The sequence below is a fragment of the Hyphomonadaceae bacterium ML37 genome (genome assembly GCA_027627685.1).
Lineage (GTDB): Bacteria > Pseudomonadota > Alphaproteobacteria > Caulobacterales > Maricaulaceae > Oceanicaulis.
The window spans coordinates 2229025-2248183 of sequence record CP091241.1; the positions used below are offsets into that span (position 1 = coordinate 2229025).

General features: G+C 67.6%; 17 protein-coding genes and 1 tRNA gene. 10 read left to right on the top strand and 8 right to left on the bottom strand.

Translation table 11 applies throughout. The annotated features are described in order from the left end of the window. Window positions 1-14: 14 nt before the first annotated feature. Entirely contained in the window at window positions 15-830 is an 816-nt protein-coding gene (locus tag L2D01_11015) for a sulfite exporter TauE/SafE family protein (protein ID WBQ09426.1), read from the bottom strand. Then, on the bottom strand, window positions 827-1816 hold the full coding sequence (dusA, locus tag L2D01_11020) for a tRNA dihydrouridine(20/20a) synthase DusA (GenBank protein ID WBQ09427.1): 990 nt from the start codon (window positions 1814-1816) through the stop codon (window positions 827-829). Before dusA ends, L2D01_11015 begins: the two co-directional genes overlap by 4 nt. A gap of 182 nt (window positions 1817-1998) precedes the next feature. On the opposite strand from dusA, the gene L2D01_11025 reads away from it, so the two are divergent. Beyond that, window positions 1999-2481 carry a DUF6491 family protein gene (locus tag L2D01_11025; GenBank protein ID WBQ09428.1) on the top strand — a complete coding sequence of 161 codons (483 nt, stop codon included), beginning with the start codon at window positions 1999-2001 and terminating at the stop codon, window positions 2479-2481. Window positions 2482-2770: 289 nt separating this feature from the next. Here L2D01_11025 and L2D01_11030 read toward each other — a convergent pair whose 3' ends face one another. Next, complete coding sequence (locus L2D01_11030) at window positions 2771-3037, bottom strand: hypothetical protein (GenBank protein ID WBQ09429.1); 267 nt, start codon at window positions 3035-3037, stop codon at window positions 2771-2773. Between the two features lie 182 nt (window positions 3038-3219). Between L2D01_11030 and topA the strand changes: the two genes are divergently transcribed. From topA to rpmG, 6 genes are all read left to right on the top strand, one after another. Beyond that, entirely contained in the window at window positions 3220-5868 is a 2649-nt protein-coding gene (topA, locus tag L2D01_11035) for a type I DNA topoisomerase (protein ID WBQ09430.1), read from the top strand. Next, window positions 5865-8129, top strand: coding sequence for a ribonuclease R (rnr, locus tag L2D01_11040; protein ID WBQ09431.1), 2265 nt, complete (start codon window positions 5865-5867; stop codon window positions 8127-8129). The genes topA and rnr overlap by 4 nt, the downstream gene beginning before the upstream one ends. Continuing rightward, complete coding sequence (locus L2D01_11045) at window positions 8110-8802, top strand: NUDIX domain-containing protein (GenBank protein WBQ09432.1); 693 nt, start codon at window positions 8110-8112, stop codon at window positions 8800-8802. The genes rnr and L2D01_11045 overlap by 20 nt, the downstream gene beginning before the upstream one ends. Next, complete coding sequence (locus L2D01_11050; protein WBQ09433.1) at window positions 8799-9401, top strand: hypothetical protein; 603 nt, start codon at window positions 8799-8801, stop codon at window positions 9399-9401. The genes L2D01_11045 and L2D01_11050 overlap by 4 nt, the downstream gene beginning before the upstream one ends. Before the next feature lie 11 nt (window positions 9402-9412). Then, window positions 9413-10579, top strand: coding sequence for an MFS transporter (locus tag L2D01_11055; GenBank protein ID WBQ09434.1), 1167 nt, complete (start codon window positions 9413-9415; stop codon window positions 10577-10579). 112 nt (window positions 10580-10691) lie between these two features. After that, a complete protein-coding gene (gene rpmG / locus L2D01_11060) occupies window positions 10692-10859 on the top strand; it encodes a 50S ribosomal protein L33 (protein WBQ09435.1) in 168 nt (55 codons plus the stop codon). Between the two features lie 53 nt (window positions 10860-10912). Here rpmG and L2D01_11065 read toward each other — a convergent pair whose 3' ends face one another. Together L2D01_11065 and L2D01_11070 are read right to left on the bottom strand one after the other, a co-directional pair. Next, entirely contained in the window at window positions 10913-12259 is a 1347-nt protein-coding gene (locus tag L2D01_11065; protein ID WBQ09436.1) for a PleD family two-component system response regulator, read from the bottom strand. A 13-nt stretch (window positions 12260-12272) separates the two neighbouring features. Then, window positions 12273-12638 carry a response regulator gene (locus L2D01_11070; protein WBQ09437.1) on the bottom strand — a complete coding sequence of 122 codons (366 nt, stop codon included), beginning with the start codon at window positions 12636-12638 and terminating at the stop codon, window positions 12273-12275. A 167-nt stretch (window positions 12639-12805) separates the two neighbouring features. Between L2D01_11070 and L2D01_11075 the strand changes: the two genes are divergently transcribed. Next, entirely contained in the window at window positions 12806-13705 is a 900-nt protein-coding gene (locus tag L2D01_11075; protein ID WBQ09438.1) for an ROK family protein, read from the top strand. Next, the gene (locus L2D01_11080; GenBank protein ID WBQ09439.1) at window positions 13702-14970 is read left to right on the top strand and encodes a DNA polymerase IV; all 1269 of its coding nucleotides are present in this window, start codon (window positions 13702-13704) and stop codon (window positions 14968-14970) included. Before L2D01_11075 ends, L2D01_11080 begins: the two co-directional genes overlap by 4 nt. A 15-nt stretch (window positions 14971-14985) precedes the next feature. Here the strand turns inward: L2D01_11080 and L2D01_11085 are convergent, their stop codons facing one another. From L2D01_11085 to L2D01_11095, 3 genes are all read right to left on the bottom strand, one after another. Further along, complete coding sequence (locus L2D01_11085) at window positions 14986-15636, bottom strand: hypothetical protein (GenBank protein WBQ09440.1); 651 nt, start codon at window positions 15634-15636, stop codon at window positions 14986-14988. A 149-nt stretch (window positions 15637-15785) separates the two neighbouring features. Next, window positions 15786-15862, bottom strand: a tRNA-His gene (locus tag L2D01_11090). A gap of 111 nt (window positions 15863-15973) precedes the next feature. After that, window positions 15974-16789 (bottom strand): M48 family metallopeptidase, encoded by an 816-nt coding sequence (locus L2D01_11095; GenBank protein ID WBQ09441.1) that lies wholly within the window; start codon window positions 16787-16789, stop codon window positions 15974-15976. Window positions 16790-16954: 165 nt separating this feature from the next. On the opposite strand from L2D01_11095, the gene L2D01_11100 reads away from it, so the two are divergent. Beyond that, window positions 16955-19072 carry an AsmA family protein gene (locus tag L2D01_11100; GenBank protein ID WBQ09442.1) on the top strand — a complete coding sequence of 706 codons (2118 nt, stop codon included), beginning with the start codon at window positions 16955-16957 and terminating at the stop codon, window positions 19070-19072. Window positions 19073-19159: the final 87 nt, after the last annotated feature.

The window sequence follows — 19159 nt, forward strand, 5'->3', positions numbered from 1 at the left end:
AGAAGGCCTGACCCCTAACCCCAGATCGCCGAGCGGATCATGTTGGCGGCCACCAGCGCCAGCCCGATCGCGAACGCCTGGCGCAGCCGCGCGGCGTTGAGACGGTGAGCCAGCGCGGCGCCGATAGGCGCCACGAACACTGCCGCAGCAGCGAGGATCACGAAGCCGGGCATGCTGACAAAGCCCAGGGAGAGCGGCGCCCGCCCCTCCACCGCCCAGCCGGTGATGACAAAGCCCAGCGCGGCCGGCGCGCCGATGGCCACGCCGAACCCCGCCGCCGTGGCCACGGCGGTATGGATGGGGCGTCCGAACACGGTCAGCAGCGTCACGCCGAACACGCCGCCGCCAATGCCCATCAGCGCCGACAGGACGCCGATAAACCCGGCAAGGCCCGCGCGCCAGGGCTGGCCGGGCAGATCATCGCCCAGACGCCAGTCGGCCCGTCCGAAGAAAAACTGAAGGCTCAATATAAAGGCCGTGACCGCGAACACGATCACCAGTCCACGCGTCGGGATCGCGCCCGCCAGCGCCGATCCGCCGAGCGCGCCCAGCACGATCCAGGGCGCCCACTGGCGCAGCACCTTGAAATCCACCGCGCCCCGGCCCGCATGGGCCGCGACCGAACGCAACGAGGTGACGACGATCACCGCCAGTGACGTGCCCACGGCCGCATGCATGGCGTAGTCGGGATAGCCCAGGAGCTTCAGCGTGTAATACATGGCCGGGACCATCACGACCCCGCCGCCAATGCCGAACAGCCCGGCGATCAGCCCGGCGAAGGCGCCCACAAAGATCAGCGCCAGGATGAACAGGCCATAGGTCTCGATCATGCCGCTGCGCGCGCCTCCGCCACGGCGTGCATCGCCGCCTCCACCACCGTCCAGTCAGCGCCTGGCCGGTGGGCATTCTCTGACAGGACGCGGCGCCACTGGCGCGCGCCGGGCAGGCCTGCGAACAAGCCCAGCATATGGCGGGTCATGGCGTTGAGGCGTACGCCGTCGGCCAGGCGCGCCTCGACATAGGGGCGGTAGGCCTCCAGCGCCGCAACCGGATCCAGGTCCCGCGCAGGCTCGCCATAAAAGCGCGCATCCACCTCGCTCAAAATCCACGGCGTGTGATAGGCGGCGCGCCCGAGCATCACCCCGTCCAGCCCGGCGCCTTCAACCAGAGCGTGATCGAGATCGGCCAGCCCGCCGTTCAGGATGATCTCCAGATCCGGCCGCGCCGCCTTGAGCGCGCGCACCAGATCATAGTCCAGCGGCGGAATGTCCCGGTTTTCCTTCGGGCTGAGCCCGTCGAGCCAGGCCTTGCGGGCATGGACGATGAATGTTGTCACGTCAGACTGCGCCACTGTATCGACAAAGCCGAACAACGACTCGCGCGGGTCCTGATTATCCACGCCCAGGCGGTGCTTCACCGTCACCGGAACCGACACCGCCTCGCGCATCGCGATCAGGCAGTCGCGCACCAGTTCGGGCTCGCGCATCAGGCAGGCGCCAAACCGGCCCGATTGAACCCGGTCTGACGGGCAGCCCACATTCAGATTAATCTCAATATAGCCAAAGCCTTGCGCGATCCGCGCCGCCCGCGCCAGCAGATCCGGGTCCGATCCGCCCAGCTGGATCGCCACAGGCTGCTCGGCCGGATCAAACCCGATCAGGCGCGGCGCATCACCGTGAAGCACCGCCTGATCCACCGCCATTTCGGTGTAGAGAAGCGCCCGGCGCGTCAGCACACGGTGAAACGCCCGGCAATGCCGGTCGGTCCAGTCCATCATCGGCGCGACGCAAAAGCGCCGGTCGGGGGCGGGGGACATGTCTCGGCTCTCGCTCATGGCGCGCGATGTACGCCGGACGGGTGACCAGCGCAAATCCGCCTTTGCTGCGGTAGAGTCACGCCGGATGCAACCTGGCTTGTCTATAATTTAATTTATTCGCGCATGGAGGATAAGGTGAGCGGCTGGTACACTTCAGACACATTTGGAAAAGGGAGACCGCCATGCGCCTTCGCTTCTCTGCCTTCGCCGCGCTTGCGACACTCGCCGTCTGCGCCGCCAGCCCGGTCCACGCAGCCCAGCCCGGCCTTCAGTCACAGGCCGGCCTCGCCGGCGACCCGCGCTTCGGCGAGCAGGTTGACCGCATCTGCACGGGGCGGTCGATCACCGGGTTCGGTGACGTTTCTGAGCACTCCCTCGTTGTGCGTGCGGGCCGCGACCGCCATTACCTGCTTGAAACTGCGGGTGCGTGCGAAGGCCAGGAGCAGACGCGCCGCCTCGCCTTTGATCAGTTTTCCACCTGCCTGGCGCCCGGCGACAGAATCCTGTCGTCGAACACGACGCCTCAGACGCCGCGCAGCCTGCAGTTTGAGCCGCGTGAAATGCGCCGGCCCGGACATGGCTGCCAGATCACGGCGATCTATAACTGGAACCCCGACGCCGCCCGGGCGCCTGCCGAGGCCGCCGCAGCGCCGGCCCAGCGTTGATCAGGGGGAGATCGGCGGTGCGCCGCCGATCTCCCACACGCCTGAACTGAAACGCCAAAGCGCCCGGATGTCCTGCCAGGGCACGCCCAAAGCGGCGCGCCTTTGAGGTGTTTCTGACACGGCATCGGCCAGAGCGAGCCGCTCGGCCTGCCCTGGCTCGCACGCCCGAACGGCATAGCGCGAGTGCGCCAGCCCGCAACTCATCAAGATTGAGAGATGTCGCGCCTGTTTGAGGCGCTGTGCCCGTCCATGCGCCAGGCCCGCACCGGCGCTGGTGCGCGGGCGGCCCTCATTCGCGCGGCGCAAAGCCCTCGGGCCAGGCGATATCCACCCCTTCGCGAAATTCCGGCGGTCCGTCTGTGCGCAGGCGGCATTCCTGCCAGACCAGTATGGCGGCCGCGTTGAGGAAGACCGAGCTATTGCTTAGGTTGCTCTTGTGCGCAAACGCAGCCATAGAGTTGAGCATCTCGATCAGATACCCCGCCGCCTCATCCGCTGGCGCAGGCTCGATCATGAGCGAGTAGCTATCTGGAAACGCTTCGGAATCATCGGACATGCCAGCTGCGCCGTATCGAGAAAACAACCCTTAGGCGTACTATTCGCACATACTACCCCTAAATGCAAGCTGGCGCGGTCAGCGCGCTCTTGTTGACTCCATGGAGGCCATCACCCACTTTCCGCCGCCGCTGCGCCGGATGATCCGCGCATCGCCCCCGCGCTGTGAGTCGCCCTGATCCCATGAATGTTGTCGTTGTCGAATCCCCCGCGAAAGCCAAGACCATCAACAAGTATCTCGGCGCGGACTATGTCGTGCTGGCGAGTTTCGGCCATGTGCGCGATCTGCCGGCCAAAGATGGATCGGTGCGCCCGGACGAGGATTTCGCGATGGACTGGGAGGTCGATCCCAAGTCACAGACGCGCATCAAGGCCATCGCCGACGCCCTGAAGGACGCCGACACGCTGATCCTGGCCACAGACCCGGATCGCGAGGGTGAAGCGATTTCATGGCATTTGCTCGAAGCGCTCACCAAGCGCCGGGCGCTAAAAGACAAGCGCATCCAGCGCGTAGCGTTCAACGCCATCACCAAGAAGGCGATCAACGACGCGATGGCCCAGCCGCGCGACGTGGATATGGAGCTGGTCCAGGCTTATCTCGCCCGCCGCGCCCTGGACTATCTGGTCGGCTTCACCCTTTCGCCCGTGCTGTGGCGCAAGCTGCCCGGCTCCCGCTCGGCGGGCAGGGTGCAGTCAGTCGCGTTGCGCCTGATCACCGAGCGCGAAAGCGAGATCGAGCGCTTCAAGGCGCAAGAATACTGGTCAGTGGATGCCGATGTGCGCGCCGACGGCGCGCCCAGCACCTTCCGCGCCCGCCTGTCGCGCTTTGAAAACGAGAAAATCACCCGCCTGACCATAAGCGAGGAACCGCGCGCGCGCGCCGCCGAGACCGCAATTCGCCAGGCAATCCTGAGGATCGCCGCGGTGGAGGCCAAGCCTGCCAAGCGCAATCCGCCGCCGCCCTTCACCACCTCCACCCTGCAGCAGGAAGCCTCGCGCAAGCTGGGCTTCGACGCCCAGCGCACCATGCGCACCGCCCAGCGCCTCTATGAAGGCGTGGAGATTGGCGGCGAGACGGTCGGCCTGATCACCTATATGCGGACCGACGGCGTCACGATGGATGGCGGTGCTGTGGCCGAAGCCCGCGCGGTCATCCAGAACGAGCACGGGCCGGAGTATGTGCCGGAAAAGCCGCGCTTCTACAGCTCCAAGGCCCGCAACGCCCAGGAAGCCCACGAGGCGATCCGCCCCACCAGCTTCACACGCAGCCCGGACACGCTGCGCCTGGAATCCGATCAGGCCAAGCTCTACGCCCTGATCTGGAAGCGCGCCGTGGCCAGCCAGATGGAAAGCGCGCGCCTGGAGCGCACCACCATTGATCTGGAAAACGCCGACGGGTCGCTGGCCCTGCGCGCAACCGGCTCGGTGCTGATGTTCCCGGGCTATTTCGCCCTCTATCAGGAAGGGCGCGACGACGAGGAGGACGAGAGCGAAAGCCGTCTGCCCGCCGTCACGCAAGGCGCCGGCGCGCGCGCCGAGCAGACCTTCACCGAACAGCACTTCACCCAGCCGCCGCCGCGCTTCACCGAAGCCTCGCTGGTCAAGCGTCTCGAAGAGCTTGGCATCGGGCGGCCGTCCACCTACGCCGCGACGCTGTCGGTTCTGCGCGACCGCGAATATGTGCACATGGACGACAAGCGCTTTGTGCCCGAGGACAAGGGCCGGGTGGTCATCGCGTTCCTGGAAAACTTCTTCATGCGCTATGTGGAATACGATTTCACGGCCGCACTGGAAGACCAGCTCGACAAGGTGTCCGCCGGCGAGATGGACTGGAAAGACGTGCTGCGCGCCTTCTGGAAGGACTTCTCGGCCAGCGTGGAAGACATCAAGGATTTGCGCATCGGCGACGTGATCGACGCCATGAATATCGCGCTGGAGCCACTGATCTACCCGCCGCGCGAGGACGGCTCCGACCCGCGCATCTGCCCGTCGTGCAATGCCGGCACACTGTCGCTGCGCCTGGGCAAGCACGGGGCCTTCGTGGGCTGCTCCAACTATCCTGACTGCCGCTATACCCGTCCGCTGGGCGTCAACGAGCCGCCCCCCGGCGCCGGCGGCGACGGCGCCCTGGGCGAGCACCCGGAGACAGGCGCGACCATCTATCTCAAGGACGGACGCTTCGGCCCGTATCTGGAAATGACCATAGAGGGAGAGGAGAAGCCCCGGCGCGGCTCCCTGCCCAAGGGCTGGAGCCCGGCCGACCTGACGCTGGAGCAGGCGATCAAGCTGATCAACCTGCCGCGCCTGGTCGGCCTGCACCCCGAAGATGGCGAGCCCATCGAAGCCGGGATTGGCCGCTATGGCCCGTTCGTGCGCCACGGCTCCACCTACGCCAATCTCGCCAATGGCGAGGAAGTGTTTGAGGTCGGCCTCAACCGCGCTGTCGATCTCATCGCCCAGAAAAAAGCCGGGCGCGGCCAGCGCGGCGGCGCGTCCGCGGCGCCGCTCAAGGAGCTGGGCGAGCATCCGTCCGAGGGCGGGCCCATGCAGGTGATGAGCGGGCGCTACGGCCCGTACGTCAAACATGGCAAGACAAACGCCACCCTGCCGCGCGGCATGGACCCGCAAGCCGTCACGGTGGACCAGGCCGTCGAACTGATCGCCGCCAAGGCGGGCAAGAGCGGCGGCGCGAAGAAGTCTGCGGCCAAAAAGGCTCCGGCAAAGAAGGCCGCTGCTGCCAAGGCGCCTGCCGCCAAGAAACCTGCGGCGAAAAAAGCCGCTCCGAAGAAAGCCGCCGCCAAAAAGGCGGCCCCCAAGAAGGACGCATCTTGAGCCGCGACCCCTATGAAGAACACGGGTTCACCCGCAAGGGCTTGATCGAGGCGATCAGGCTGGGCGAAGGCCGCTTCACCAAGCGGGAGCTGGCCCGGGCGCTGGGGATTTCAGGCGATCAGCGGATCGGGCTCAAGGATGCCTTGCGGGCCCTGGAGGCCGAAGGCGCGATCCGCAAGACCGGGGCGAAAGCCTACGATATCGCAGGCGGATTGCCGCCGGTGAGCGTGCTGGAAGTCTATGACCGCGATGTGGACGGCGAGTTTTTGTGCCGGCCCGTGAAAAAAGAGCTGCAGGGCCCGGTCATTCGCCTGGCGCCCGAACGCAAATCGGGGCGGCCGCAGCCGGCCGGCGTGGGCGACCGGGTGCTCGCCAAGCTGATCCCGGATGAGGAAGGCGGCTATGAGGCGCAGGTCATGCGTGTTCTGGGCCAGGCCTCGGAGCGCATTTTGTGCGTGCTGCGCCTCTCCGACCCCGGCGAGGCCCGCCTCATCCCGGTGGACAAGCGCGCGCGCCATGAGCTGATCCCGGCCCGCGGCGAGGCGCGCAAGGCGGCCGACGGGGATCTGGTCAGCGTGCGCGTGGAGTCCGAGCGCCGCCACGGACTGAAGACCGCCATCATCGAAGAGGTGATCGGGCGCGCTGACAGCCCGCGCGCCGGCTCCATCATCGCCATGGCCGAGCATGGCGTGCCGGAAGGCTTTTCCGACGCCGAGCTCAAAGAGGTCGAGGCGATCCGCCCGGCCAGTATGGGCAAGCGCACCGATCTGCGCGACATCCCGCTGATCACCATCGACCCCCACGACGCGCGCGACCATGACGATGCGGTCTGGGCGGCGCCCGATGACGATCCGAAGAATGGCGGCGGCTGGGTGGTGATGGTCGCGATCGCCGACGTCGCAGCCTATGTCCGCGCCGCCTCGCCGCTGGACAAGGGCGCACGCAATCGCGGCGTCTCGGTCTACCTGCCCGACCGGGTCGCGCCTATGCTGCCCGAACGCCTGTCCAACGATTTGTGTTCTCTGAAAGAAGGCGAGGAGCGGCCCTGCCTGGCCGTGCGCATGGTGTTCGACCGGGATGGCAACAAGCGCGGCCACATCTTCATCCGCGGCTGGATGCGCTCTGCCGCCAGCCTGTCCTATGAGGACGCGCAGGAGGCCATTGACGGCCGCGGCAAGGGCAAGGCCGAGACACTGCTGGACGGCGTTCTGAAGCCGCTGTGGGGCGCATATACGGCTCTGAAGCGGGCGCGTGAGCGCCGCGAACCGCTGGAGATCGACGCGCCCGAACGCAAGATCCTGATCGGCGAAGACGGGTCGGTGCTGGGCGTGAAGCTGCGCGACCGCTTCGACGCCCACAAGCTGATTGAAGAAATGATGATCCAGGCCAACGTGGCCGCCGCCGAGGCTCTGGAAGAAAAGCGGACCGCGCAGATCTATCGCATCCACGATGAGCCGGGCTCGCAGAAGCTGGAAAACCTCGCCGAGTTTCTGCCCCAGGTGGGCCTGAAATGGGCGCGCGGAGACCGGGTCACGCCGGCGCGCTTCAACGTGGTGCTGAAAGCCGCTGAAGGCGGCGAGCACTACGAGACCGTCAATGAGGTGGTGCTGCGCAGCCAGTCCCAGGCGGTCTATGACACGAATAATATCGGCCATTTCGGGCTGAATCTGGAGCGCTACTCCCACTTCACCTCGCCCATCCGGCGCTATGCCGACCTGACCATCCATCGCGCCCTGATCCGCGCGTACAAGCTGGGCGAAGACGGGCAGAGCGACGAAGAGCGCAGCCAGCTTGAGGCCATCGCCGAGGAAACCACCTTCAATGAGCGCCGGGCCATGGCCGCCGAGCGCGACGCGGTGGACCGCTATATCGCCGGCTGGCTCGCCTCACGCACGGGCGGTGAGTTCGATGGCCGCATCACCGGCGTGACCCGGTTCGGCCTGTTCGTCCGGCTGGATGAAACAGGCGCCGACGGGCTGTGCCCCATCTCCCAGCTGGGCGACGAGTACTTTGCCCATGACGAAGGCGCGCACGCACTGGTCGGGCAACGCACGGGCGCGCGCTTCCGGCTCGGCCTGCGCGTCAAGGTGCGTCTGGTGGAGGCCACGCCCGTGACGGGCGGGCTGATATTCGCCATGCTGACGGCTCCCGAAACTGGAGATCCGAATCGGGGCCGCTCATCCGCGCGTTCTGGCCGCAAAGGCTTTGAGCGCCGCCCGGGCGGCCGTCCGAACAAAGCCCATGGCCGACGCAAAAGCTGACACCCGCCTGCTAACGCCGACCCAGCAGCGCCCGCGCCTTGCGGCCTCGCTGATCCTGACGCGCAAGCGCGCCAACGGGGATGTGGAGCTGTTACTCGGACGGCGCTCGGGCGGGCATGTCTTCATGCCGCAAAAATATGTCTTCCCCGGCGGACGCGTGGACCGCACCGACGGCTATGCCCCTCTGGCGGGCGAGCCGCGCGAGGAGGTGCGCGCCGTGCTCACCCGCGTGATGAGCGAGCGCCGCGCTCGCGCCGCCGCCGCCGCGGCGCTGCGCGAGACAGCCGAAGAGACCGGGCTGCTGTTGGCCCAGCCCGGCGCCATTGTCCGCCCCCGCCCCGCCTGGCAGGCCTTCGCCTCAGCCGGCGTGCGCCCGGATGCGGCGGCGCTGGATCTGGTGGCGCGCGCCATCACCCCGCCGGGGCGCACCCGCCGCTTCGACGCGTGGTTCTTCCAGGCCGACGCTGACCGGATCCATGGCGACAGCCGGCTGGTCAGCAATGGCGAGCTGGAGGATTTGCGCTGGGTGGCCCTCGACGCCGCGCGCCATCTCGACATCCCGATAATCACCCGTTTTGTCCTGTCCGAGCTGGAGGCGCGCATGGCGCGCCGCGACGCGCCGGTGCGGTGCGCCCGGGTGACGCCCAAAGGCCCAAGGGTGGACGAGATATGAGCCGGCCCGCCGATACCGCCGCGCTGCTGCTGATCGACCCTTACAGCGGACGCTTGGCGCTGGGCCGTGATGATACGGGTCTGGTCACGCCCATGGCACGGCCTGAGCGCGGCGATGGCGCCGGTCCTGTCACGACGCCCGCCCTGCCGCGCGCAGCTCTGGGCGCGCCTGACACGCGCACCGCCGCCTTTCAGGACGCTGCCCTGCGCGCCCTGTTCGAATGCCTTGGACAATTGGCCGCCCGGCCGGCCCCCGTGGACGCAAAGCTCACCCGCGAGGGTGGCTGGGGCCGCATCGCCCGCCATCAGCTGATCCCGGACCGCGCGGCGCTCGTCTATCTGGGCCGCGCGATTGATCCCGTCGACGCCCCGCACCGGCGTCATGTGCGCGTCTTCACCGCTCCGCTGAGCGCGGTGTCCAACTCGATCAAGCGGCGGGGTAGGTGCGAGCGCCTGGTCTGGCTGGACCCTGAGATCGCCGAACACAGCCTGGACGATCCGGCTCTGGCGCCCTTCCTGTCCCGCGCGCTAAGCGGCGCTGAGATTCCGGCGCTGAAAGTGATATTTCGCGCAGGACACAGGGTCGAACAGCCGCTATAGCCGCCAGCGTCATGGCCATCCGCTTTCTCACCGACCCCGCGTTCGGGCGCACGCGCTCGCTGTGCGCCGCGATCTTGTGCGCGGCCATGGCTGGCTGCGGGTTCGGCCTGCTGATGCCGCTGGTGGCGCTCAATCTTGAAGCCATGACCGGATCGGCCGCCGTGGTGGGCCTCAACGCCGCCGCCGCCGCCATCTCCACCATTGTAGCGACCCCGCTGATCCCGCCCCTGCTGGCGCGCACGCCGCCGCGCGTGACCATCGCCGCCTGCGCCGCGCTGACCGGGGTGGGCATTTTGATTTTCCCCTTCCTGCCCGATGTCCTCATCTGGTTCGTGCTGCGCTTCGTGATCGGGCTGGCGGTGACGGTGATCTTCGTGGCCAGCGAAACCTGGATCAACCAGCTGGCGAAGCCCGAAAGCCGCGCGGGCCTGCTGGCGGTGTACGCCACGGTGTTGTCCGGCGGCTTCGGGTCAGGCGGCGTGCTGCTGGCCGTTCTGGGATCGCAAGGCTTTGCGCCGTGGATCGCCGGCGGAGCGATCTTCCTTCTGGGCGCCGTGCCGATCCTATTCCTGAGGGGACCGGATCTGGTGGCGCCCGACCGGGCGGATTCCGGTCCGCTGGCGCTGTGGAATGCGGGCCGGCTGGCGCCGGTGGCGATCCTGGCAGGTTTCGTGTTCGGCGCTTTGGAGACCGGGATTTTCGCTCTGGTGCCGGTCTATGCCGAGCGTCTGGGATTTACCGAAACCGTGGTCGGCCTGCTGGTCGCCGTCGGAGCGCTGGGCGCTATCGTCATGCAGATCCCCATCGGACGCTTCGCCGACCGGGCGGGCCGTTTGGTCACCCTGCGCCTGATCGCGGGCGCTGCGGTCGTGCTGGCGCTGCTGATCGCCATCGCAGGCGCCCGGCTCTGGGCGCTCTATCCGATGATCTTCCTCTATGTGGGCGTCGCCAGCGCCTTCTACACCGTGGGTCTGGCCTTGATCGGCGAGCGGGTGCGGCCGGGACAGCTGGCCAGCGCCAACGCCGCCTTCATCTTCGCCTATGGCGCTGGATCATTGGCCGGCCCGGTCAGCGCGGGCGCGGCGATGGACGCGTTCAACCCGTGGGGCCTTCTGGTGGCCTTCGCCCTGTTCGCAGCCTTTTATCTCATTGTCGCCTGGCGAGCCAGGGAGCGCTGACCTGTGCGCATGGCCAAGGATTGACACCGGCGCGCGCGTGCGTATGTTCCGCCGCTCGCTACGCGCCTGAGCCTTTTCTGGCGCGCCATCTCTTTCGACCGGGTGCTCGACCATGGCCAAACCGACAACCATCAAGATCCGCCTGAACTCGACGGCGGGCACGGGTTATTTCTACGTGACGAAGAAAAACGCCCGGACCATGACCGAGAAGCTCGTGCTGAAGAAGTACGATCCGGTCGCGCGCAAGCATGTCGAGTTCAAAGAAGGCAAGATCAAGTAGGCTGCCGCCTGCCGATCACGCCATCACAGATTTTTTGAGAGAGGCTGCGTGTATCACGCGGCCTTTTTCTTTGCGCTGACCACCTGATTGCGGCCTGAGGCCTTGGCCTCATAGAGCGCAGCGTCCGCGCGGCCGAGCAGGTCTTCCACGTCATCGCCGGGCCGGGCCTCAGCCACGCCCACAGACACCGTCACGCTGAGCGCGCCTTCAGGCCAGTTGAAGGCCTCGCGCGCCACGGCGGCGCGCACGCGCTCGGCCGCTTCCAGGGCTGCATCGGCCTGCGTGCCGGGAAAGATCAGAATGAACTCCTCGCCGCCGAAGCGCGCCGCGATATCGATGGCGCGCATCTCGCGCATGATCCGCGCCGCGAACCCTTCCAGCACAGAGTCGCCGGCGGCATGGCCCCAAGTGTCGTTGATGCGCTTGAAGTGGTCGATGTCGATCAGGGCGGCTGAAACCGGCTCGCCGCCCGCCGCCAGCCCGTCCAGCGCCTGCCCCAGTCGCGAGCTGGCGTAGCGCCGGTTGAACAGGCCGGTCAGCGGGTCTTTCACCGCCATTTCGAGGCTTTCCTCAAGCCGGTCGCGCAGAGCGTCCGCATAGGTCTTGCGCCGGATCTGGGTGCGTGCACGCGCGGCCAGCTCGCCGGCGTCAATCGGGCGGGCGATGACATCGTTTACGCCCAGGTCCAGCGCGCGCACCATGGTGCGCCGGTCATCAGCCTCCACCACCGCCAGAATCGGCAGCTGGCGCGTCGCAGCGTCAGAGCGCACCCGCGCGCACAGGCGCAGGCCGTCAAACCGCGGCGAGGACACATCCACGATCATCAGATCATGCCCGTCGGCCAAATGCGCCGCTTCGCGCGGATCGGAAACCGCTTGCACGATGAAGGGCTCGACCAGCTTGGCGGCCAGGCGCTCGGCCCCTGCCTGATCCGCGCCGACCACCAGCACGGAGCCGCCCTGAAGCGGCGCGTCAGGTTCGGCTTCTGCTTCGCGTTCGCGATGGCGCAGGCGCAGCTCGTCCATCACTACTTTGAGCCGCAGGAGCGAGCGTACGCGCGCAAACAGCGCCACATCGTCCACCGGCTTGGTCAGAAAATCATCGGCGCCCGCTTCCAGCCCGGCGATCCGGTCGGCGCGCTGGTCCAGCGCGGTAATCATCACAACCGGAATATGGCGCGTCACCGGGTCCGCTTTCAGGCGGCGGCAGGTTTCAAACCCGTCAATGCCGGGCATCATCACGTCGAGCAGAATGATGTCCGGCTCGTGGCTTCGCGCCAGCGTCAGGCATTCAAAGCCGTCAGCGGCCTGCAAGACCTCGAAATACTCAGCACTCAGCCGCGCCTCGAGGAGGCGCCGGTTGGTCTGGATGTCATCGACCACCAGGACGCGCGCGCTCATGTCTGTGTCCGCCTCAACCGAGGAACTTGCGTACGGTTTCGATGAAGCTCGCCACGGTGATCGGCTTGGACAGATAGCCCTCGCACCCTCCCTGGCGGATCCGCTCCTCGTCGCCCTTCATAGCGAAGGCTGTGACGGCCACCACGGGAATGCTCGCCAGCGTCTCGTCATTCTTCAGCCATTTGGTGACGTCCAGGCCCGACACCTCGGGCAGCTGGATATCCATGAGAATGAGGTCCGGCTTGTGCTCACGCGCCATATCCAGCGCTTTGAGCCCCTCGCGCGTCTGCACGGTTTCAAACCCGTGCGCCTCGAGCAGATCACGAAACAACTTCATGTTCAGCTCGTTGTCTTCAACGATCAGAACTTTTTTGGGCATGACCTGCAGCATGAACCGCGCTTCCCCAATCGCTCCGCCTATTGGCGTGAGCAGTGACCATCCACCACGCAGTAAACCTCACTTTCCTTAATCAAGAATGAGTCTGGCCTATTTCCCGGACCGGCGGAACAGGATATGAACACGAAAAATCACGTCAGGAAAGCGCCATGCCTCGGCTGGGCATAGATCTGGGCGGCACCAAGATCGAAGCCGCCATACTCGAAGGCGACGGCGTGATCAGCCTGCGTGAGCGAATCGCCACGCCAGCCCCCTATGACGCGAAAATCGCCGCCATCGCCGATCTGGTTCGAGCCATCGAGGCGCGGCGCGGCCTTGGACCGCTGAACACCGGTCTGGGCCATCCCGGCTCCCACAATCCGCGCACCGGGCTGATGCGCAACGCCAACTCCACGGCCCTGAACGGACGCGCCCTGGACCGCGACGTGTCCGCCGCCCTCCACCGCGAGGTGCGCTGCGCCAATGACGCCAACTGCTTCGCCTTGTCCGAAGCGCGCGATGGGGCGGGCGCCGGCACGGCCAGCGTGTTCGGCGTGATTCTGGGCACCGGCGTGGGCGGCGGGCTGGTGATGCGCGGCGAGCTGGTCACCGGCGCCGACGGCAATGCCGGCGAATGGGGCCATACCGCCCTGCCCTGGCCCTTGCTCGAGGAGGTTCCCGGCCCTGCCTGCTATTGCGGGCTTCACGGATGCGTGGAGGCCTGGTGTTCCGGCCCGGCGCTGGCCAGGGACCATGCCAGCGTCACCAGCAAAACCCTGACCGCCGAGGCGATCGCGGCGGCGGCCGAGGCAGGCGATGCAGAGGCGCGCGCCAGTCTCGACCGTCACGAAGCCCGGCTGGCCCGGGCGCTGGCCAGCGTCGTCAATATCGTCGATCCACAGGTCATTGTGCTGGGCGGCGGGTTGTCGAACCTGCCCGGCCTGCCCCGGCGGCTGGAACAGGCGCTAGCGCGCTGGGCGTTCACCGACGAGCTGATGACGCGAATTCGCCGCCATCATCACGGCGATTCGTCCGGCGTGCGCGGCGCCGCCTGGCTGTGGCCGGCATGAGCGCGCCGGGCTGGTGCCGCAAATGCCTGACGCCGGTCGCTGCAGACGATCCCGCCTGCCCGGCCTGCGGCGCGCGTCAGGCCCTGCGCCACGCTGAGCTGGATACGCTCTCCATCGCCCATATCGACTGTGACGCCTTCTACGCCGCCATCGAGAAGCGCGACGATCCCTCGCTGGAGCACAAACCGGTCATCGTCGGCGGCGGGCGCCGGGGCGTGGTGGCGACGTGCTGCTATGTGGCGCGCCTATATGGCGTTCGCTCGGCCATGCCCATGTTCAAGGCGCTGGCGGCCTGCCCTGACGCCGTGGTGGTCCGACCGCGCATGAGCGTCTATGCCGCCGAGGGCAAGCGCATCCGCGAGATGATGGAGGCGGTGACCCCGCTGGTCGAACCGCTGTCCATCGACGAGGCGTTCATTGACCTGTCCGGCACGGCCCGCCTGCACGGCTCGCCGCCCGCCCTGACCCTGCTGCGCCTGCAGCGCGCCATCCGCGAAAGCGTGGGCGTGACCGTTTCGGTAGGGCTGAGCTTCAACAAATTCCTCGCCAAAACGGCGTCAGAACTCGACAAGCCCAACGGCTTCGCCGTGATCGGGCGGGCCGAGGCGCCTGACTTCCTGAAAGCCATGAAGGTGACCGCCGTGTTCGGTGTCGGACCGGCGACGGCGCGAAAACTGGAAGCCGACGGGCTGAGGACGCTGGCCGATGTGCTGGCCCGGCCCGAACGCGAGCTGGTGGCGCGCCATGGCGAGACCGGGTGGCGGCTTCTGGGCCTGGCGCGCGGCCAGGACGCCCGCACTGTCAATCCCGACCGCGACCGCAAATCGGTCTCCGCCGAGACCACTTTCGAGGACGATATCGCCAGCAAGGAGGTCCTGAAGGACCGGCTCTGGCCGCTCTGCCTCAAGGTCGCTGACCAGATGAAGGCCAAAGGCATGGCGGGCCGGGTGGTGACGCTCAAGCTCAAGACCGACCGGTTCAAGACGATCACCCGCCGGCGCACCCTGCACGACCCGGCCCAGCTGGCCGACACTCTGTTCCGCCATGCCTGCGCCCTGCTGGACGCGGAACCCGATCGCGTGCGCTACCGGTTGATCGGAGCAGGTTACAGCGATCTTGAGCCGGCGGCCGGCGATGCGGGCGATCTGGCTGATCCCGGTGCGCTGCGCCGCGCCGCCGCCGAGCGCGCCGTGGACGCCGCCCGGGCGCGGTTCGGAACGTCCGCCGTGATCAAGGGCCGCATGCTGGGCCGCGACAAGACCTGATATCGACGGACCGGTTCAGGTATCGCTTGCCAGCCGCAGTGTGAGTACGGGTGCGGGCGCGTCACGCGCCTCGAGCACCGCCATGCAATCGGCCAGGAAGCGCTCTCCGGCCGCCCCGCCATCATCGGTCCATGACCGCGCCAGCGTGCGGGTGAAGAAGCGGGTCAGCGTCGCGCGCCAGGCCCCGTCCGGGTCCTGCCCCTCGCGCTGGACACGGGCGCAGGATTCGATGGCGGATTCGTACACCTCCGCCAGCCAGGCCAGCGTGTCATGGGCCTCTTCCAGCCGCGATCCCGCTCCGGCGCCGCCGCCCGCGCGCCGCTCGCCCTCGCGCAGCGCGGCCAGATGGGCGCGGCTGAGTGTGGCGCTGGGCTGGTCGCCCGCGCACTGGCCCGCCCGCGGCGTCAGATCAGCCAGCTGGCGCGTCACGCGCAGGCCCAGCAGCAAATCCTGGCGTATGCGGGCGAGCTGAACCGGAGTGGTGTGCAGACGGCGCTGATCCAGCAGCGCGCGGCCCGCGCTTTCGAGGAGCCGCCACACGGCCCCGCGATGCGCGTCAGAAATGGCGTGCCGCGCGCATAGGCGGTCAATATCGGCGGTTTCATACAGCTGGTCGCCATCCAGAATGACGAACCGCGCCGCCCCGTCCTCACACAACCGCGCCATACCCATCCTCCCCGCCTGACCGGTGCGACTCAAGGCTGAACCCGATAAGGGCGAGCAGTGTGACCGAAAGGTTAACGCACGCGAAGCCGCGAGCGCTGCCGTGGTGCGACTGAATTGTGGAAAACCTGAGCGCGTGCGCTTCAGAGGAATGGTACCGCCTCCCTGGATTGAACAGGGGACCTCTAGATCCACAATCTAGCGCTCTAACCAACTGAGCTAAGGCGGCATGCCATGACAGGCGCGCGCATGCGGCAAACCCGCCTTGCGCAGGGCGCGGAAACTAGCTTCGGGGCGCGCCGCGCGCAAGACCTGCGCGCGGCTGGTTTACAGGGGCGCGTCAGGCGTAGCCGCGGCTGCGCAGATGGGCGTTGAGCGCGTTCATGCGCACCTCGTCGGACGGGTGGGTGGACAACAGGGCCGGCGGCGCGCCGCGGCTCTGCTGCGCCATCATGCCTTCCCAGAAATTCACCGACTCGGTGGGCCCGTAATTGGCGCGCGCCATATAGTCCACGCCGATCCGGTCGGCCTCCAGCTCGTGGCGGCGCGAATAGGGCAGCAGAACGCCGAAGGTCAACCCGGCGCCCAGCACGCCCGCCCAGGCGCCGGCGTTCTGGACGTCCGCCGTGTCCAGCGCCACGGCGGCCAGACCCGTGGCCAGGCCGGCGGCCATTTGCTGGGAGGCGCGCTCCTGGGCGTGGCGGCCGGAGACGTGGGCGGCCTCGTGCCCCATCACCGTGGCCAGCTGGTCGTCATTGCGCGTGACCTCCAGAAGGCCCCGATACACGCCGACCTTGCCGTTGGGGAGCACCCAGGCGTTCACGTCATCGGAATCGAACACCACAAACTCCCAGTCATGCTGGGTCATGCCCGACGCGCTGGCGATGCGTCCGCCCACCCGGTCGGCCTGCGCGCGCAGGGTGCGATTGGTGCTCACGCGCTCGCGCTGGCGCGCAGCAGCCCAAGTCTGGTCCGACAGCTGGGCGATCTGGGCGTCGGACACCAGCATGAGCTGGCGCCGGCCGAGCTCGGGATTGTCCACGGTGCACCCGGCAGCCGCGAACGGAAACACCGTGCCGGCCGCCAGCCCCGCGAGCAGGTCGCGCCGCCCCATGCGAACCTTGGGTAGTGCGTTGAATTCTCTGTCGGTAAGCATGGGCAACCCCTTTGTCATAGCCACCGGAACCGGCTGCAGCGTGAAGGCATCATACGACTTCGCCATGGAAACGCCGCACGAAATTGGTCATCATCATCTCACACGCGGCGTCTGGCGCAAGCCGGAGCCGGTGATTTGCGAGCCTGAAGCAGGAGCCAGCGAACCATGCGCACTTTACTCGTCATCCTCATCAGCCTCGCCGCCCTGATCGCCGGCGCGGTCCTTGCCCTGCCCGCCCTGTTCTCCTCGGATTGGCTGCGCGAGCGCGTCAGCGCCGAGGCCGGCGAGATGATCAATCGTGAGGTCCGCCTGTCCGGCGATGTGTCGCTGCAGGTACTTCCGCGCATTCAGGTCCGCGCTCAGGACGCGTCCATCGCGAACGCGCCGGGCTTTGGCGATGAGCCGTTGGCGCAGATGGGCGAGCTGCGCGCCTCCCTGGCCCTGATGCCGCTTCTGTCCCGGCGCATCGAGATCGAGGAGTTCGTGCTGGTCGATCCGGTCATCCGGCTGGAGGCCCGCGCCGACGGCAATAACTGGACGCTGGGCGCGCCGGCGGCTGACGAGGCTCCGGCGCCCGCCGCCGGCGAAGGCTTCGTGCGCCGGCCCGGCGCCCTGCCCTTCGAGGCGGCGTTTGGCGATGTGCGCATCGAAAACGGTTCGGTCTTCTACAGCGATCCGGGCCAGACCCGGCGCATCGAAGACCTCGATCTGACGGTCGGCCTGCCGTCTGTTGATGGTCCTGTCAGCCTGAGCGGCTCTTTCAGCGCGGACGGACGCCCCATGCAGTTCGACGCGCAACTGGGCTCGCTGCGCGGCTTTTTCGAGGGCGCGGACACCGCCATTGAACTGAACATGACCGGCGCGCTGGCCGATCTGAGCTTTGACGGGCGCTTCCTTGAGGGCGAGACGCTGAGCTTTGACGGGCGCACCTCGGTGGATTTGCCATTGCCCGCGCTGGCGCGCTTCCTCGGCACGGACCTGCCGGACGGCCCGGTCTTCCGGCGGTTTGCAGCCGACGCCCAAGTGGCGGGGACGCCGGGACGCCTTGTCCTGACACGCGCCTCCGTGGTGTTTGACGCCATCCGCGCCAATGGCGATCTGACGCTGGACTATGAGCGCGCGCGGCCCCTCATAACTGGCAGCCTGAGCACCGCTGATCTGGACATCACGCCCTACATCCCGGCTGAAGACCCCGCCGCGTCGCAGCCAAGGTCCGGCGGCGGGCTCGGCCCGTGGAGCGATGACCGAATCGACCTGACCGCGCTGAGCACGGTGGATGCCCGCATCGGCGTGCGCGCGGCGCGGTTCAAGGCGCGCGACATCGAGGCCGAGAATGTCAATCTGGCGGTGACGCTGGACAATGGGCTGCTGACCGCGCGCCTGACCGAGTTCCGTCTCTATGGCGGACAGGGCGTGGTCACGATGATCCTCAACGCGCGCCAGAGCACGCCGCGCTATTCCATCACCGCAGACATTTCAGCGCTGGAGGCGCTGCCCTTCCTGACCGCCGCCGCCGGGTTCGAGCGGCTGGAGGGCCTGGGCCGGCTGCAGCTCGATCTCTCCGGAACCGGCGCCAGCCCCGCCGCCATGATGCGCTCGCTGGACGGGACCGGCAGCTTCAACTTCGCTGACGGCGCGATTGTCGGCGTCAATCTCGCCCAGGTGATCCGCACCGTGCAGCAGGCGATCGAAACCGGCTCGCTGCCGTCGGGCTTCGCCGACAGCGAACAGACCGATTTCTCGGCGCTGTCCGGATCTTTCAACGTGCGCCAGGGCGTGGCGCAGAATATCGATCTGGCCATGCTCAGCCCGCTTTTGCGGGTCGAGGGCGCCGGGACCCTCAACCTGGCCGAACAGTTGATCGACTACCGCCTGACCCCGCGCGCGGTGCAGACGCTGGCTGGCCAGGGCGGCGCCACTGACCTGCAGGGGCTCGCTGTGCCGGTGCGCATCAGGGGCGGGTTCAATGATGTCTCTGTATCGGTGGATTTTGAGGCGGTGGCGCGCGATCTGGTTCGCCTGCGCGCCGGATCGCTGATCGGCGGACAGGCCGGGCAGGCGCTGACCGATGGCCGCAGTCTGGAAGATGTGGCCCGCGACGCCGCTCGGGACGCACTGCGTGACGCCCTCACAGGGCGCCCGCGACAGAACGCGGATGGCGAGGAGGAAACCCAGGAGGATCCCGCCCGGCGCCTGCTCGAAGGCGTGCTGGGACGCCGCCCCCGCCCCGAACCAGCACCGGAGCCGCAGCCAGAACCTGAGGGCGAAGATGACGGGCGCTGACCGGGCGTGGTCTTGATCGGATTGGCGTAGGGCTATCTACTGCCTCACAAATCCGCGCCAGCCTTCACCGGCGCGGCCAGGGGAGGA